Genomic DNA, 15230 nt, shown 5'->3' with positions numbered 1-15230 from the left:
GCCACCTTCACCTGGCTGCCGCTCGGGCTGGTGCTGAGCCGGTCGCCCGCGGCGGTCGGCGAGGTCGACGACGACCGGCCGGCCGGTGGCACGTCCGGGCCGGCCCCGCTCGAGGTGGACGCGGACGCCGTCGCGCACCGGTGGTCGTCGGTCGACCTCCCGGTCCCGGGTCCGGGCACCCGCACCGTGGTGCTGGCAGTGCCGGCCGGCACGGGCTTCGCGGCGCGCGCCGACGGTGTCCGGCTGCGGTCCGTGACCGTCGACGGGTGGGCGCAGGGCTGGGTCGTGCCCGAGGGCATCGACCGCGTCTCCCTCGACTACTCCGCCGGCGCGTCGCTCCGCACGGGTGCGGGGTTGGGGCTGCTGGGCTGGCTGGCCGTGCTCGGCGTGCTCGTGCTGCCGCGGTCGAGGAACCGGCGCGACCAGTCGAGGGTGGGCCGCTCGACCCAGGCGTAGGTCGCGGCGCCCAGCGGGACCGCCAGGGCCAGGGTCAGGACCAGCCGCCACGCGAGTCCTGCAGGGCCCTGCTGGAAGCTCACGTCGCGGTCCAGGACGGTGATGAGCGGCAGGTGCCACAAGAAGACGCCGTAGGACCAGCGACCCACGGCCTGGAGCCAGCGGGACGCCAGAGCCCGGTTGAGCGGTGTCGTGCGGGGCCCCAGCACGGCCCCGAGGAGGAGCAGCGCCGCCACCCCGGTGGCACAGCCGGCACGGACCAGGTGCTCGTCGAGCGTGATCGGGGTGGAGAACCCGTTGGCGCCCCCGAGCGCCGACGTGCCCAGCAGGGCGACGGCGAGCGCGAGCACCACCACGGCCCAGGGGTCCGCGGCGAGGCGGGTCAGGCGGACCGGTGTGACCGCACCCGCGCGGCGCCCCTCGACGGTCAGGGCGACGAGCGCGCCGACGGCGAAGCACACCAGGTAGCCCGGCAGCCAGTAGGAGTAGGTGAAGAAGCGGCCCAGGTCCGCGGTGTCGACGTACCACCGCCAGGCGACCGAGACCGGGAGCGACGTGGACAGCAGGGCCACGAGGAGCCAGTACCCCCGGCGCGGGTCAGTGCGCCGTGCCGCGAGGGCCCCCAGACCGCCCAGCACCGGCAGGGCGACGTACCAGGACAGCTCGGTCCCGAGGCTCCAGGTCTGCTGGAACGCGGCGCGGAAGTCGCCGGCCCGGTAGATCCACGTCAGGGTGGCGGCCCGGAGCCACTGCCCGGGGCCGTCTGGACGGGCCGGCGGGTAGACGGCGCAGACCGCCACCAGGACCACGAGGTAGGCCGGGAAGATGCGGACGATCCGCCGGAACGCGAACGTGCGCACGGAGGGCCGCTCGCCCAGGCGCAGCGCCCATCGTGCCCAGGGTCGGGAGAGCAGGAAGCCGGAGAGCACGAACAGGCTGACCGGCCCGTAGTCGGGGATGCCGACCCAGGGGTACCTGGTGAGGACGCTGACGTGGATCAGGACCACCATCAGGGCCGAGACCCCGCGCAGGCCCGTGAGGGAGGCGATCTGGGCGGTGCGGTCGGCCGGGGGTGCGTCCCGGGGGGCGTCCTCCCAGGTCACCGCCGTGCTGGCTGCCACGGCTGCATTAGACCACGGGTCGGATAAGGTCGCCCGGTGCCGCAGCCGCCCGTCCCGCAGGTCCCGGGGCACGCCACCTGGGCCCCGACGCTGCGCCGCTCGGTGCGGCTGTTCCGGGCCTTCCGGGTCGAGCAGACCCAGCCGGAGGTGTTCTACGGCGCCCTGGCCGACGACGCCGTCGGCCACCTCTCCCAGCACGTCGACCTCCGTGGTCGGACGCTGCTCGACGTGGGCGGCGGGCCCGGCTACTTCCGGCGGGCGTTCGAGGAGGCGGGGTCGACGTACTTCTCCCTCGACGCCGACGTCGGCGAGCTGTCCGGCCTCGGCGAGGTGGCGCCGCGCACCGTCGTCGGGAGCGGCATGGAGCTGCCGTTCGGCGACGCGAGCTTCGACGTCTGCTACTCCTCCAACGTCCTCGAGCACGTCGACGACCCGTGGCGGATGGCCGAGGAGATGGTGCGCGTCACCCGGCCCGGCGGCCTGACCTTCATCTCCTACACGGTCTGGTTCGGCCCGTGGGGCGGTCACGAGACCTCGCCGTGGCACTACCTCGGCGGGGCCCGGGCCCGGCGGCGCTACCGGCGCGTGCACGGCCGCGAGCCCAAGAACCGGTTCGGCGAGTCGCTGTTCGGCGTGACCGTCCGCGACGGACTCGCGTGGGCCCGCCGGCAGCAGGACGCCGAGGTGGTCTCCCTGGTCCCGCGCTACAACCCGCGCGCCGCCCGTTGGCTGACGCACGTGCCGCTCGTGCGCGAGGTGCTCACCTGGAACCTCGTCATCGTGCTGCAGAGGCGATGACCGCCGGGCACCACGACCCGGCGACGCGTCTGCGGTGGCGCTTCCGCCTCCTCACCTGCTGCCTGGTCCTGGTCGCGCTGTCGTTCGCGCAGCGCCCAGGACGCGTGGTCAGCGACACCAAGCTCGACCTCGTCGTCGCCCCCGGGCGGATGCTCGCCCGGTCGCTGCACCTGTGGGACCCGATGGGGGCCTTCGGACAGGTGCAGAACCAGGCCTACGGCTACCTGTTCCCCATGGGCCCCTTCTTCTCGCTGGCCCGACTGGTGCCGCTCGACGGCTGGGTGGCGCAGCGGCTGTGGTGGTCGCTCCTGCTCTGCGTGGCCTTCCTCGGGACGGTGCGGCTGGCCGGCGCGCTGGGCCTCGGGTCGCCCACGGCACGGGTGGTGGCGGGGTTCGCCTACGCGCTCTCGCCGCGCATCCTCACCACGCTCGGACCGATCTCGGTCGAGGCGTGGCCCAGCGCCCTCGCCCCGTGGGTGCTGGTCCCGCTCGTCGTCGGCAGCCAGCGGGGCTCCCCGCGCCGCGCCGCCGCCCTCTCGGCGCTCGCCGTCGCGGCGGTGGGCGGCGTCAACGCCGCGGCCACCTTCGCGGTGGTGCCGCTGGCCGCGCTCTGGCTGCTGACCCGCGAGCCCGGACCGCGTCGGCGCTCGCTGATGCTGTGGTGGCCCGGGCTGGTGCTGCTCGGCACCGCCTGGTGGCTGGTGCCGCTGTTCCTGCTGGGCGGCTACAGCCCGCCGTTCCTGGACTACATCGAGACCGCCGACGTCACCACCTTCCCGACCACGCTCTTCGACACCCTGCGCGGCACCTCCCACTGGGTGGCCTACGTCGACCCGCTGTGGCGTGCCGGCAACGACCTGGTGACGACCGGCTACGTCGCCCTCAACAGCGGCGTGCTGCTGCTCCTGGGGCTGGTCGGCATCACCGCGCGCTCCGACCCGCACCGGCGGTTCCTGCTGCTGGGCGCGCTGCTCGGGCTGGTCGTGGTGATGCTCGGGCACGGGGGGGCGCTGGCCGGCTGGTTCGCGGGTCCCGAGCGGGCGGCCCTCGACGGGGCCCTGGCACCCCTGCGCAACGTCCACAAGTTCGACCCGCTGCTGCGGCTGCCCCTGGTGCTGGGCCTGGCCCACGTCCTCGGCGTGCTCGCGGACGCCCGCCCGCGGGAGGCGTGGGGGAGGTGGACCGAGCGGGCCACCTGGCGCGCCCCCGGCACCGGCGAGCGGGTGGTGCACCTCGGCGTGCTGCTCCTGGCGGTCACCGCCGTGGCGGGCGTGGCCACGCCGGCGCTGTCGGGCCGGCTCGCGCCCGGCGACGACCTCGACGGCGTCCCGGCGTACTGGTCCTCGGCCTCGCGCTGGCTGGCCACGAACGCCCCGGACACCACCGCCCTGCTCGTGCCGGGCTCCAGCTTCGCGACCTACCAGTGGGGCGACCCCGAGGACGAGCCGCTGCAGGCCCTGGGCCGATCCCGCTTCGCGGTGCGCAACGCGGTCCCGCTGGCGCCGGCGGGCAACATCCGGGTGCTCGACGCGATCCAGGACCAGCTCGCGGCCGGCCGGCCGTCCGAGGCGTTGGCGGCCTACCTCCGGCGGGCCGGCGTCGGCCACCTCGTGGTGCGCAACGACCTGGCCCGCGCCACCGACCGGCCCTCGCCGGTGCTCGTGCACCAGGCCCTCGACGGGTCACCGGGCCTCACCCGGGTCCGCGCCTTCGGTCCGGAGGTCGGGGAGCCCGCACGGCTCGACCGGACCGAGGCGGCGCGGGAGAGCGGCCGCGACCGGCGGCGGCTGGTCTTCGACGACGGCTGGACCGCCCGCTACCGCGCCGTCGAGGTGTACGCCGTGGCGGGCGCCCGCGAGGCCTCGCTCTCGCGCGCGGCCCCGGTGGTCGTGGGTGGCCCCGAGGACCTGCTCGGCCTGCTCGGCGCCGGCCTGCTGGGCGACGCCGCCACCCGGCTCGCGGTCGACGCGCCGGACGGCCCCGGGGGCCAGGGGCTGCTGCTCACCGACGGCCTGCGGCGCCAGGAGGTCGACTTCGCCCGGCTCGACGGCAACCGGTCGGCCACGCTCGAGGCGGGCGACCCCGGACGGCGGGGCGCTCCTGCCCGCGACTACGCGCTCGGCGACGCCCGCTGGGAGACGCACGCGCGGCTGCTGGGGGCGCGCTCGGTCGAGGCGTCCTCCTCCCGTGCGTACGCCGACACCGACGGGTCGCTGCGCCCGGGCACGCAGCCCTTCGCCGCCCTCGACGGCGACGTCGGCACCGCCTGGGCCTCCGGCGACCCGGGGGAGACGCCGGCGTGGCTCGAGGTCGAGCCGGAGCGCCCGCTGCGGACCGACCGCGTCACGGTCGTGCTCGGCGACACCGGCGAGCGGGAGCAGCGCTTCCGGGTCCTCACCGACGCCGGCACGAGCGCGGTGCAGCGCGGCTCGAGCGGGGACGCGCTGGAGGTGGCCGTGCCGGCCGGCACGACCGACGTCGTGCGGATGGTCGGCACCGGGGGCGGCCCGGGCGAGCGGCCGCCCGAGGAGCTCGTGGTCGCCGAGCTGCGTGCGCCCGGTCTCGACGTCGACCGCACCCTCGTGCTCCCGGAGGTGCCGGCCGGGTGGGGTGCCCCCGACGGCGTGCTGCTGGCCTCGCCCACCGGGCGCGACGCGTGCGTGTCCGTGGGGACGGACGTGCGGTGCGGCCCCGACCGCGAGCGCGCGGGCGAGGAGGCGGTGCTCGACCGCACGCTGCAGCTCGGCCGGGGAGCGACGTACGGCGCCTCGGTCACCGTGCGCCCCACCGAGGGCGACGCCCTGCAGGGCCTGCTCCAGCAGGACCAGCTGGTCGCGGCCACCGCCTCCTCGGTGCTGGTCGAGGACCCGCGGGCCTCCGCGGTGGCCGCCGTCGACGGGCGCACCGGCACGAGCTGGCTGGCCGACCCCGACGACGCCACCCCGACGCTCTCGCTGCGCTGGGTCGGGCGCCGGCCGGTGTCCGGGGTGACGCTGCGCCTGGACGCCGAGGCGGCGGCGACGCGGCCGACGCGGGTGCGGGTGACCCACCCCGGCGGCACCCAGGTCGTCGACCTGGACGCCACCGGCGCCGCGCGGCTGCGGCCCTTCCGCAGCGACCGTGTCGAGCTGGAGCTGCTCGACGCTCCCCGCGGCTCCACCCAGCTCGCCGACGGGTCCCGTCGCGCGCTCGGCGTGGGTGTGGGCGAGGTGCGCCTGCAGGGGATGGGGTTGCTCCCCGCCCGGCTCTCCACGGTGCCGCGCGACATCGGCTGCGGCTTCGGGCCGACGCTGCGGGTCGGCGACCAGGTGTACGCCACCTCGGTCACCGCCTCGGCGCGTCAGCTCCTCGACCGCGCGACCGTGCCGGCCCGCGTGTGCGGCCCCGAGCTGGTCGAGGTGCCGTCCGGCAGCACCCGGGTCGTCCTGGCTCCCGCTCCCGCCTTCCGGGGCGAGCAGGTGGTGCTCCGCTCCCCGGGACTCGCCGCGGCCACCGCGACGCGCGGAGCCCGGCCGGTGGAGCTCGACGACGGCTCGCCGGTGCGCCGGGAGGCCGACCTCACCGGGCCGGGCGAGGAGCAGGGCGGTGTGCTGGCCGTGGCGGCCAACCGCAACCGCGGGTGGGAGGCCACGTCCGCCGACCGCAGCCTCCGCCCCGTCGTCGTCGACGGCTGGCAGCAGGGCTGGCAGGTGCCCGCGGGCACGGGCTCGGTGCGCCTGGTCTTCGCCCCGGACGGCCTCTACCGCGGCGCGCTGCTCGTCGGGGGGCTGCTCCTGCTCGGGCTGGTCGCGGCGGCCGCGCGGCTGCGCGGGGCGGCGGCCCTCCCGCCGGTGGGCCCACGTCGGGTGCCGTCCGTGGTGCCGCTGGGCCTCACCCTGCTGGCGCTCGGCCTGGTCGCGGGGTGGTGGGGGCTGCTGGCCGGTGCGCTCGGCGCCGGCGCGGCGCTCGTGCTGGGCCGGTTCGTCCGGGCGGAGTCCATCGCCTGGGCGGCGGGGGTGCCGCTGGGGGCGGCCGCGGTCGTCTACTGCCTGCGCCCGCTGGGGTCCCCGGACGGGTGGGCCGGGGTGCTGGTCGCGCCCGCGCTGCTGGTGGCGGTGGCGCTCGGGGTCGTGGTGGCGGCCGAGCTGGGCGGCGTACGCCGGCCGAGGTCCTTCCAGCGCATCAGCGGGCGCTCGACCAGTCGGTAGAGCAGCTCGGAGACGGCCAGGGAGACCACCAGCGTGAGGACCAGCAGCTCCGGCCCGCGCCCGCCGAACAGCTCGATGCCGCGCCAACGGGCCACCAGCTCGAGCACCACGAGGTGGACGCAGAACAGGCCGTAGGACAGGTGCCCCAGGTGGCGCAGCGGACGCAGCGAGAGCAGCCGGGTCAGCGGGTGACCGGCCGGGGCGAAGACCCCGGCCAGGACGACGAGGCCGGCCACCGCGGCGTACAGCAGGTTCTTGGTGAGCGCCGAGCCCAGCGTCGCGGGGGAGAGGTCCGCGGGGCCGGCGACGGGGGTCGAGGCCACCGCCAGGAGCGCGAGCGCCGCCACCCAGCAGGTGACCGGCGAGCGGCCCAGCTGTTCCAGGCCCCACGCCGCCCGGCCGAGCCGCCCGCCGCCCCCGAGGACGTCCGGCGCGGCCGGGCCGCCCCGGTCGCTGCGCGCGACCTGCGCCGCCGCGAGCACGAGGCCGGTGCCGAACCAGGTCAGGTAGGAGGGCAGCCAGAGCCGGAGCATGGTGCCGCCGCCGTCGAGCCGGACCGAGAGGTCGAGCAGCCACACGACGGTGACCCCCAGCATCGCCAGCACGAGCACCACGAAGCGGCGGGCGTCGCCGCTGCGGTCGCGGCGGGGGCGCAGCGTGCACCACATCAGCGCCGGCAGCACCGCGTAGAAGGCGACCTCGGTGGCGAGGCTCCACATCTGGGTGAGGCCGTCGGGGAGCCGGTCGTCGACGTAGGTGTCGGCCAGAAGCAGCGACGCCAGCCACTGACCGGGGCCGGCGTCACGGTTGCCCGGGAGCAGGGTCAGCGCGGCCACGACGGTGAGCAGGTAGACGGGCAGGATCCGCAGTGCGCGCTTCCACAGGTAGCGCCCGGTGCCCGGCGGGGGAGCGCCTGCGCGACGACGGGCGAACCAGGGGCGGGAGAGCAGGAAGCCCGACAGCACGAAGAACAGCGCGACGCCGACGTCCAGGCGGGCCAGCGCCGTGCCCCACACCGGAGCGGCGTACGCCCCGGCCCAGAAGGAGGCGTGGGTCGCGACCACGGCCACGGAGGCGACGGCCCGCAGCGAGTCCAGGGCGGGGAAGTCCGGGCCCGGTGCCGCCGGGGTGGCGGGGGCCGGTCCGGGGTCCGTTACGGTCGGCGCCATGCTGCTGGGGACCGCGTCGCGACTGTCGGGACGGGTCGTGCCCTTCGTCCGCGAGCGGGGCGTCGTGTCCGTGCTGACCTCCTGCGTGCTGTGGGTCGGGCAGTGGCTGCTGGGCCGGCCCCGCGCCGGTCGGCCGACCACCCGCACCTTCGCGTACGCCGGACGGCGGGTGCCCTACGTCCACGAACGCTACAACTACACCTGGCTCAACGAGCGCGCCGTCGAGCTGGCCCTGGCGGGCGAGCAGCTGGACGCTCACGCGGCCGACCGGGTGCTCGAGGTCGGCCACGTGCTGGGTCACTACCGGCCCGTCGACCACCTGGTGGTCGACAAGTACGAGCAGGCCGACCGGGTGCTCAACGTCGACGTCGCCGACCTCGCGCTGGACGAGCGCTTCGACCTGGTGCTCGCCGTGTCGACGCTCGAGCACGTCGGCCTCGACGAGGACGTGCAGGACCCGGACAAGCCGGGCCGGGCGCTGCGGACGCTCACCTCGCTGCTCGCCCCCGGAGGGACGCTCTGGCTCACCGTGCCGGTCGGCTACAACCCCGCGCTGGAGCGTGAGCTCCGCGAGGGGTCCCACCCCGTCGCCTCGCTGCGCGCGCTGCGTCGCGACCGCTGGCGCAACACCTGGCGCGAGGTGCCCGTGGCGGAGGTCTGGGAGGTCGCCTACGACCGGTTGCTCTACACCGCGCACGGCCTCGTGGTGGCCGAGATCCGACCGGACGGCGCGCGGTGACGACGGTCACGTGACTGGCTGGTAGCCTCCCCGTCTCAGAGTCCGGACACGGCGTACCGGGAGCAGGAGAGGGAGTTCGGTGAAGAAGCTCGGCTGGGTGCTGGTAGGCGTCGGCGTGTTCGTGGTGGCGGTCTCGCTGCTGTCACGGCTGTACATGTACGACCGCATCGCGGTGGTCCCCCTGGACCAGGACACGGTGTCGGTCTCGCAGGGTCCGGACGCGACCATCTTCGACATCGCCTCGCGCGAGGAGATCTCGCTCGACCTCGTCTCCACCCGCAACGTCGTCGGCGACGTCGCCGCGTCCGAGGACGCGAGCAAGGACCTCGACCGCGACGTCGCGGTCTGGGAGACGCTCGTCTACACCGACGAGCCCGGCGCGACCGTCGACGAGGACAACCCGCCCCGCTCCAGCACCCACGACCGCGTGGCCTTCGACCGCCACACCGGCGAGGCGATCGACTGCTGCGGGTCCTACACCGCCTCGAGCGCCGACCTGGGCTCCGGCGAGGAGATCCGCGACGAGGACACCCCGATCACCGGCCAGTACTTCAAGCTGCCGTTCCAGTCGGAGAAGAAGACCTACCAGTTCTGGGACGGCTCGCTGAAGGACTCCACGGACCTCGCCTACCAGGGCACGGAGTCCATCAAGGGCCTGACGGTCTACCGCTACCAGCAGGTCATCGAGCCGACCACCGTCGGCGAGCTCAACGCCCCCGCCTCGTTCTTCGGCATCGACGCCGACGGCGACGTGAGCCTGGACCGGGTCTACTCCAACACCCGGACGCTGTGGATCGAGCCCGAGACCGGCGTCATCATCCGCGGCCAGGAGGAGCAGAACACCGTCGCCGAGTACCAGGGCGAGCAGGTGGCCACCCTGACCGACGTCACCATCGGCTACGACGACACGACGGTCTCCGACAACGTCGAGACCTACAGCTCGCTGGCCACCCAGCTCAAGGTGGTGCGCTTCTGGCTGCCCGTCGTGGGCACCATCGCCGGTCTGCTGGTGCTGCTCGCCGGCGTCGCGCTGGTGCTGCGCGGTCGACGCTCGCAGGGTTCCCACGTGGCCGAGTCCGACGCGGACGACCGCGAGCCGACGAACGTCTGAGCGTGACCCGGGCCCGGCGCGAGCCGGGCCCGCGGTCGTGCCCGGCCCCGGCCTCAGGCCCGGCGGGCCCGGAAGATCGCCGTCCCGGGGGTGAGCACCCCGCGCACGCGTGACCAGCCGCCCCAGGTGCGGTCGTGGCCCTCGGGCCACTGCGGCTCGAGCAGCGCGGTGAGGTGCAGGCCGTGTCGGGTCAGGGCCGCGACCCAGTCGCCCAGCGTGCGGTGGTGCTCGACGTACCGCGTCTCGCCGGTCTCGTCGTCGACCTCGACGTAGGGCGTGCGGTCCCAGTAGGACTGCGAGGCCACGAGCCCCTCCTCGCCGGGGTCGTCGGGGAACATCCACCGCGTCGGGTGGGTGACGGAGAAGGCGAAGATGCCGCCGGGTCGCAGCACCCGCGCCACGTCGCCCACCAGCGCGCCGGCGTCGGCGACGAACTGCAACGCGCCGAAGGCGGAGAAGACGATGTCGAAGCTGTCCTCGCGGAACGGCAGGCCGGCCGCCGACGCGCACAGGCTGGGCACCACGACGTCGTGCTCGAGGTCGATGCGCCGGCTGTGCTGGAGCTGGCGCATCGAGACGTCGATGGCCACGGGCCGCCCGCCGTGCCGGAGCACCCACCGCGAGCACTGTCCTGCGCCGCTGCCGATCTCCAGGACGTCGCGGCCGACCACGTCGCCGAGGACGTGCACGTCGTCCTCGCGGACGCCCTCGGGCCCCCACAGGAAGCCGGCGTCGCCGAGGAACTCCCCGTGGGTGGACTGGTACTCGTCGGCGTAGGCGTCCCAGTCGGCGCGGTTGGCGCGCAACGACTCGGCCTCGTCGACGGGACGGCGCTCAGGGCGGACTCCGGACACCCACCGACCCTAGACGGGAGCGCGCCCCGTGGCAGGCTCGGCCCGTGGCGTACGACGAGGGGCCGGGCTTCGCGACCTCCCTCCAGCCGCTGCCCGGGGGCGCGAGCGGCGAGACGTTCCTGGCCGGGGCGGGCGGCGACCACACCGTCCTGCGCCTGTACGCCGCTCGCTCGGCCGCCCGGGGCCCGCTGGCCCCCGAGGTCGACGCCGCCGTGCTCGACCTCGTCCGCGGGGTGCTGCCCGTGCCGCGCGTGCTCGAGGTCCGCCGCGGCGACCCGGGGGCCGACCTGCCGGGACTGCTGGTCACCTCCCATCTGCCCGGTGAACGGCTCAGCGAGGTGCTGCCCGAGCTCGACGGGGCGGGGCTGCACCAGGTGGGGGAGCAGCTCGGCGTGCTCGCCGGTCGGCTCGGGCTGGCGGTGCAGCCCCGCGCGGGCCGGTTCACCGACCGGCGGCTGGTGGCCGAGGAGCCGCTGCCGAGCCTGGACCGGTTGCTGGACGCGGCGGCGCCCGCGCTGCCCGACGGCCTGGCCGCGGCACTCGGGCCGGTCGTCGACGACGCCGAGGACCTGCTGGCGGGCGAGGCCCGCCGGGTGCTGGTGCACGGCGACCTCAACCCGCCCAACGTGCTGGTCGAGCGCAGCACCCTGGAGGTGACCGGGCTGGTAGACTGGGAGTTCGCGCACGCCGGCGGCCCGTGGGAGGACCTCGGCAACCTGCTGCGGCACGCCGGCGATCCGGTGCTGCGCGAGGCGGTGCTGGCGGCGTACGCCTCGATCGTGCCGGGGGTGCCCGAGGACGTGGAGGCCCGGGCGGAGGCGGCCGACCTCGCGGCCCTGATCGACCTGGCCGGGCGGGCGGACGGCACCGGGCCGTGCCTGCGGGCCACCGCGCTCCTGGCGCGGGCCGCCGGTTGGACGCTCGGACCCGGGGGCGCGTAGACTCGCACACTGCGCCAGAGGTCTGCGTCGTCTCGGACAGAGCAGACACTCGCTCGCTCACGGCCCAGGCGGTGACCGTCACGGTCCTCGGTCCTGGAGCCCGGTGGTGAAACCGACCTCTGTGCGTGCCCGCACGACCCATCATCCACCCGAAGGTTCCCATCACCTCATGACGAGCACCCCCATTCTCTCCGACGCCCCGCAGGTCGCAGTCAACGACATCGGGAGCGAGGAGGACTTCCTCGCCGCCATCGACGCGACGATCAAGTACTTCAACGACGGCGACATCGTCGAAGGCACCATCGTCAAGGTCGACCGCGACGAGGTCCTGCTGGACATCGGCTACAAGACCGAGGGCGTCATCCCCTCGCGCGAGCTGTCGATCAAGCACGACGTCGACCCCAACGAGGTCGTCTCCGTCGGCGACCTGGTCGAGGCCCTCGTCCTCCAGAAGGAGGACAAGGAAGGCCGCCTGATCCTGTCCAAGAAGCGCGCCCAGTACGAGCGCGCCTGGGGCACCATCGAGCAGGTCAAGGAGGAGGACGGCGTCGTCGAGGGCACCGTCATCGAGGTCGTCAAGGGCGGCCTCATCCTCGACATCGGCCTGCGCGGCTTCCTGCCCGCCTCGCTGGTGGAGATGCGTCGCGTGCGCGACCTGCAGCCCTACGTCGGCCAGACGCTCGAGGCCAAGATCATCGAGCTCGACAAGAACCGCAACAACGTGGTCCTGTCGCGTCGCGCCTGGCTCGAGCAGACCCAGTCCGAGGTCCGCCACGGCTTCCTGACCCAGCTCCAGAAGGGCCAGATCCGCAAGGGCGTCGTGTCCTCCATCGTCAACTTCGGTGCCTTCGTGGACCTCGGTGGCGTCGACGGCCTGGTGCACGTCTCGGAGCTGTCCTGGAAGCACATCGACCACCCGTCCGAGGTCGTCACGGTCGGCGACGAGGTCACCGTCGAGGTGCTCGACGTCGACATGGACCGCGAGCGCGTGTCGCTGTCGCTCAAGGCGACCCAGGAGGACCCCTGGCAGCACTTCGCCCGCACCCACCAGATCGGTCAGATCGTGCCCGGCAAGGTCACCAAGCTGGTGCCCTTCGGCTCGTTCGTCCGCGTCGAGGAGGGCATCGAGGGCCTGGTGCACATCTCCGAGCTGGCCGAGCGCCACGTGGAGATCCCCGAGCAGGTCGTGCAGGTCAACGACGACGTCATGGTCAAGATCATCGACATCGACCTCGAGCGTCGCCGGATCTCGCTGTCGCTGAAGCAGGCCAACGAGACCGCCGCCGCGACCGAGGTCGAGGAGTTCGACCCGACGCTCTACGGCATGGCCGCGACCTACGACGACCAGGGCAACTACATCTACCCCGAGGGCTTCGACCCCGACACGGGTGAGTGGCTCGAGGGCTTCGAGGACCAGCGCAAGGTCTGGGAGGACCAGTACGCCCAGGCGCACGCCCGCTGGGAGCAGCACGTCAAGCAGCAGGCCGACGCCAAGGTCGCCGAGGCCGAGGCCGGCGAGGCCACGTCGTACTCCTCCGGCGGCGACGACGTCTCCACCGGTGACACCGACGGTGGCGGCGGGAGCGGCTCGCTCGCCTCCGACGAGGCCCTGCAGGCGCTGCGCGAGAAGCTCACCGGCGGCGGCAACTAGCCTCCGCTCGCACCTCGTCGTCAGCCCGGTCCCCTCGTGGGGCCGGGCTGACGCGCGTCCGGGCCTGCTACAGCGGACGGGCGCCGGAGAACGGGTCGCGGGGGTGGCTGCGCGGCGGCTCGTGGCGGCGTCCGGGGCGGTCGGTCAGCACGTCGTGGACGGCGACGCCGATCACGACGAGGGCGGCGGCGAACAGGATCCAGAGGAGCAGCGTCTCGGTCATGGCAGCAATCCTGCTCCCGCACGATCCCTGCCACGAGTGGCAGTCAGGTCACCGAGCGGTCATTTCCTGCCAGCGGGTGCAGCAGTCCGGCGGCGACCGCCGGGGCGGCGTACGCCTGCGCCAGGGTCGCCGTCGTCTCGTGCGCGTTGAGGCCGCTCGGGTTGGGCACCACCCACAGCTCGGCACCCTCGAACGGCTCGGGCTGGCGACCGACCTGGGCGGTGCGGACGCCGAAGGCCTGGCGGTACGCCGTGACGCCGGCCACGGCCACGACGGCCGGTCGTCGTGCGCGCACCAGCCCACGCAGCTGCTCGCCGCCCGCCCGAAGCTCCTCCGCGCTGAGCTCGGCGGCCCGGGCCGTGGCGCGGGGGGCGAGGTTGGTGATGCCGAGCCCACGGGCGGTGAAACGGGCGCGGTCGGCGTCGGTCATGCCCGCCGAGGGATCGACGGGCTCGTCGAGCACCCCGGCACGGAGCAGCGCGGGGTAGAACCGGTTGCCCGGGTGGGCGAAGTGGGTCTGGGTGGCGGCCGTCCACAGGCCGGGGTTGATGCCGACGAACAGCAGTCGCAGCGGCACGTCGGGCGGAGGGAGCAGGTCGGGCACCACCGCGTCCTGGTAGGACGCCAGCTCGGCGCGGGTGAAGCCCATCAGGCCCCGTCCCCCGGGGACGCGGTCAGCCCGGGCAGGTCGAGGCGGCGGACCTTGCCGGTCGGGGTGCGGGGGAGCTCGTCGAGCCGGCGGTAGTCCTTGGGGCGCTTGGCCGGTGCGAGCCGCGTCCGCGCGTGCTCCCGCAGCGCCGCCTCCTCCACGTCGCCGACCACGGCCGCGCAGACCCGCTGGCCCCAGGTCTCGTCGGGCACCCCGAAGACCGCGACGTCGACCACGCCGCGGACCTCGGTGAGGGCGCGCTCGACCTCGGCGGGGTAGACGTTGACGCCGCCGCTGATCACGAGGTCCTCGCGACGCCCGTCCAGGTGGACGTGGCCGTCCCCGTCGACGTGCCCGAGGTCGCCGACGGTGAAGGCGGGGCCGTCGGGCGTCTCGCGCCACGCCGCGGCGGTCTTCTCGGGCGCGCCGAGGTACTCGAACCGCGCGTGGGGCGGCACCACGCACCACAGCCGACCGTCGTCGTCGACCGTCATCGTCCGTCCGGGGCGGGCCGGCCCGAGCGTGCCGGGCCGACGCAGCCACTCCTCGCTGCGGCAGGCGGTGAACTGGCCCTCGGTGGAGCCGTAGAACTCCCACGTGCTCCCCGCCGGGAACAGCTCCACCAGGCGGCGCTTGACGTGGTCCGGGCAGGGCGCGCCGGCGTGCGCCACGAGGCGGAAGCCGTCGAGGTCCGGCACCCCGACGTCGTTCCAGTGGGCGAAGAGCCGCTGCAGGTGGGCCGGCACGCAGAACATCGTGGTCGGATGCTCCTCGACGATCGCGCGCGTCACCCGCTCGACGTCGAACGGCCCGGGCACCACGACGCGTCCCCCGGCCAGCCGGGTGCCCAGCGCGAAGCGCAGCGGTGCGGAGTGGTGCAGCGGGCTGAGCACCAGGTTGACGTCGTCGGCCGCGAAGCCCCACAGGTCGCGCTCCTCGGCGGCGAGCGCGGCGCCGTCGGCCTCGTCGAGCAGGCCCGACCAGACGCCCTTGGGGCGACCGGTGGTGCCGCTCGTCAGGTGCACCGGCCGTCCGCGTGGGGGGCCGAGAGCCGGGTCGTCAGGGTGTGCGGCCAGGAGCGCCTCGAGGTGCTCCTGGTCCTCGACGACCAGCACCGGGTCGACGTCGGCCAGCAGGGGAGCGCGCTCGGCCGGCGTGAGCCCCACGTCCATCGGCACGCAGAACACGCCGCGGCGCAGCAGCGACAGCACCAGCTCGACGTACGCCGGGGAGCCGGTCAGCAGCAGCGCGACCCGGTCGCCGGGCCGCAGGGTCGGGAGGTCCGTCGCAGGCACGCCCCGATCGTCTCAACCCGGCCCAGCGGACGCGGG

At 74.9% G+C, this 15230-nt stretch carries 11 protein-coding genes and 1 pseudogene; 6 read left to right on the top strand and 6 right to left on the bottom strand.

Translation table 11 applies throughout. The features are described 5' to 3' along the window. Window positions 1-317 precede the first annotated feature (317 nt). Window positions 318-1577 carry an acyltransferase family protein gene (locus EDD33_RS20545; protein WP_148077056.1) on the bottom strand — a complete coding sequence of 420 codons (1260 nt, stop codon included), beginning with the start codon at window positions 1575-1577 and terminating at the stop codon, window positions 318-320. A 36-nt stretch (window positions 1578-1613) separates the two neighbouring features. Here EDD33_RS20545 and EDD33_RS11260 point away from each other — a divergent pair, with 36 nt between their 5' ends. Next, a complete protein-coding gene (locus tag EDD33_RS11260; RefSeq protein ID WP_123390903.1) occupies window positions 1614-2375 on the top strand; it encodes a class I SAM-dependent methyltransferase in 762 nt (253 codons plus the stop codon). Further along, window positions 2372-5590, top strand: a pseudogene (locus EDD33_RS20540) (alpha-(1->3)-arabinofuranosyltransferase domain-containing protein); the annotation flags it as partial. The gene EDD33_RS11260 and the pseudogene EDD33_RS20540, both read left to right, overlap by 4 nt. 806 nt (window positions 5591-6396) lie before the next feature. On the opposite strand, the gene EDD33_RS20535 reads toward EDD33_RS20540, so the two are convergent. Continuing rightward, window positions 6397-7731: an acyltransferase family protein gene (locus EDD33_RS20535; protein ID WP_123390899.1), complete on the bottom strand. Its 1335-nt coding sequence runs from the start codon at window positions 7729-7731 to the stop codon at window positions 6397-6399. On the opposite strand from EDD33_RS20535, the gene EDD33_RS11245 reads away from it, so the two are divergent. Then, the gene (locus EDD33_RS11245; protein ID WP_123390897.1) at window positions 7730-8470 is read left to right on the top strand and encodes a class I SAM-dependent methyltransferase; all 741 of its coding nucleotides are present in this window, start codon (window positions 7730-7732) and stop codon (window positions 8468-8470) included. The two genes, EDD33_RS20535 and EDD33_RS11245, sit on opposite strands and share 2 nt — an antisense overlap. A gap of 79 nt (window positions 8471-8549) precedes the next feature. Beyond that, complete coding sequence (gene pgfA, locus EDD33_RS11240) at window positions 8550-9581, top strand: cell envelope lipid trafficking protein PgfA (RefSeq protein WP_123390895.1); 1032 nt, start codon at window positions 8550-8552, stop codon at window positions 9579-9581. Between the two features lie 53 nt (window positions 9582-9634). Here pgfA and EDD33_RS11235 read toward each other — a convergent pair whose 3' ends face one another. Continuing rightward, entirely contained in the window at window positions 9635-10435 is an 801-nt protein-coding gene (locus tag EDD33_RS11235; protein ID WP_123390894.1) for a class I SAM-dependent methyltransferase, read from the bottom strand. A gap of 44 nt (window positions 10436-10479) precedes the next feature. Here EDD33_RS11235 and EDD33_RS11225 point away from each other — a divergent pair, with 44 nt between their 5' ends. Together EDD33_RS11225 and rpsA are read left to right on the top strand one after the other, a co-directional pair. After that, window positions 10480-11376: a phosphotransferase family protein gene (locus EDD33_RS11225; RefSeq protein ID WP_170169788.1), complete on the top strand. Its 897-nt coding sequence runs from the start codon at window positions 10480-10482 to the stop codon at window positions 11374-11376. A gap of 169 nt (window positions 11377-11545) precedes the next feature. Further along, complete coding sequence (gene rpsA / locus EDD33_RS11220) at window positions 11546-13027, top strand: 30S ribosomal protein S1 (RefSeq protein WP_123390890.1); 1482 nt, start codon at window positions 11546-11548, stop codon at window positions 13025-13027. Between the two features lie 67 nt (window positions 13028-13094). Here the strand turns inward: rpsA and EDD33_RS20005 are convergent, their stop codons facing one another. Genes EDD33_RS20005 through EDD33_RS11210 form a run of 3 tightly spaced genes read right to left on the bottom strand, consistent with a single transcriptional unit; the run spans window position 13095 to window position 15194 of the window. Continuing rightward, window positions 13095-13250, bottom strand: a complete 156-nt coding sequence (locus EDD33_RS20005) for a hypothetical protein (protein ID WP_170169787.1) — start codon at window positions 13248-13250, stop codon at window positions 13095-13097. 43 nt (window positions 13251-13293) lie between these two features. Next, a complete protein-coding gene (locus EDD33_RS11215) occupies window positions 13294-13899 on the bottom strand; it encodes a mismatch-specific DNA-glycosylase (RefSeq protein WP_123390888.1) in 606 nt (201 codons plus the stop codon). After that, window positions 13899-15194: a class I adenylate-forming enzyme family protein gene (locus EDD33_RS11210; RefSeq protein WP_123390887.1), complete on the bottom strand. Its 1296-nt coding sequence runs from the start codon at window positions 15192-15194 to the stop codon at window positions 13899-13901. Before EDD33_RS11210 ends, EDD33_RS11215 begins: the two co-directional genes overlap by 1 nt. Window positions 15195-15230 lie beyond the last annotated feature (36 nt).

The sequence above is a fragment of the Nocardioides aurantiacus genome, from assembly GCF_003752505.1.
Taxonomy (GTDB): domain Bacteria; phylum Actinomycetota; class Actinomycetes; order Propionibacteriales; family Nocardioidaceae; genus Marmoricola; species Marmoricola aurantiacus.
Note: the sequence above shows the minus strand (reverse complement) of the source record. Positions and strands in the feature narration are given on the sequence as shown.

What these genes read in the sequence shown, in the direction of transcription:
- EDD33_RS11245 (WP_123390897.1), top strand. Translation starts at nt 7,730, where the DNA reads ATGCTGCTGGGGACCGCGTCGCGACTGTCGGGACGGGTCGTGCCCTTC.
- EDD33_RS11215 (WP_123390888.1), bottom strand. Translation starts at nt 13,899, where the DNA reads ATGGGCTTCACCCGCGCCGAGCTGGCGTCCTACCAGGACGCGGTGGTG.
- rpsA (WP_123390890.1), top strand. Translation starts at nt 11,546, where the DNA reads ATGACGAGCACCCCCATTCTCTCCGACGCCCCGCAGGTCGCAGTCAAC.
- EDD33_RS20535 (WP_123390899.1), bottom strand. Translation starts at nt 7,731, where the DNA reads ATGGCGCCGACCGTAACGGACCCCGGACCGGCCCCCGCCACCCCGGCG.
- EDD33_RS20005 (WP_170169787.1), bottom strand. Translation starts at nt 13,250, where the DNA reads ATGACCGAGACGCTGCTCCTCTGGATCCTGTTCGCCGCCGCCCTCGTC.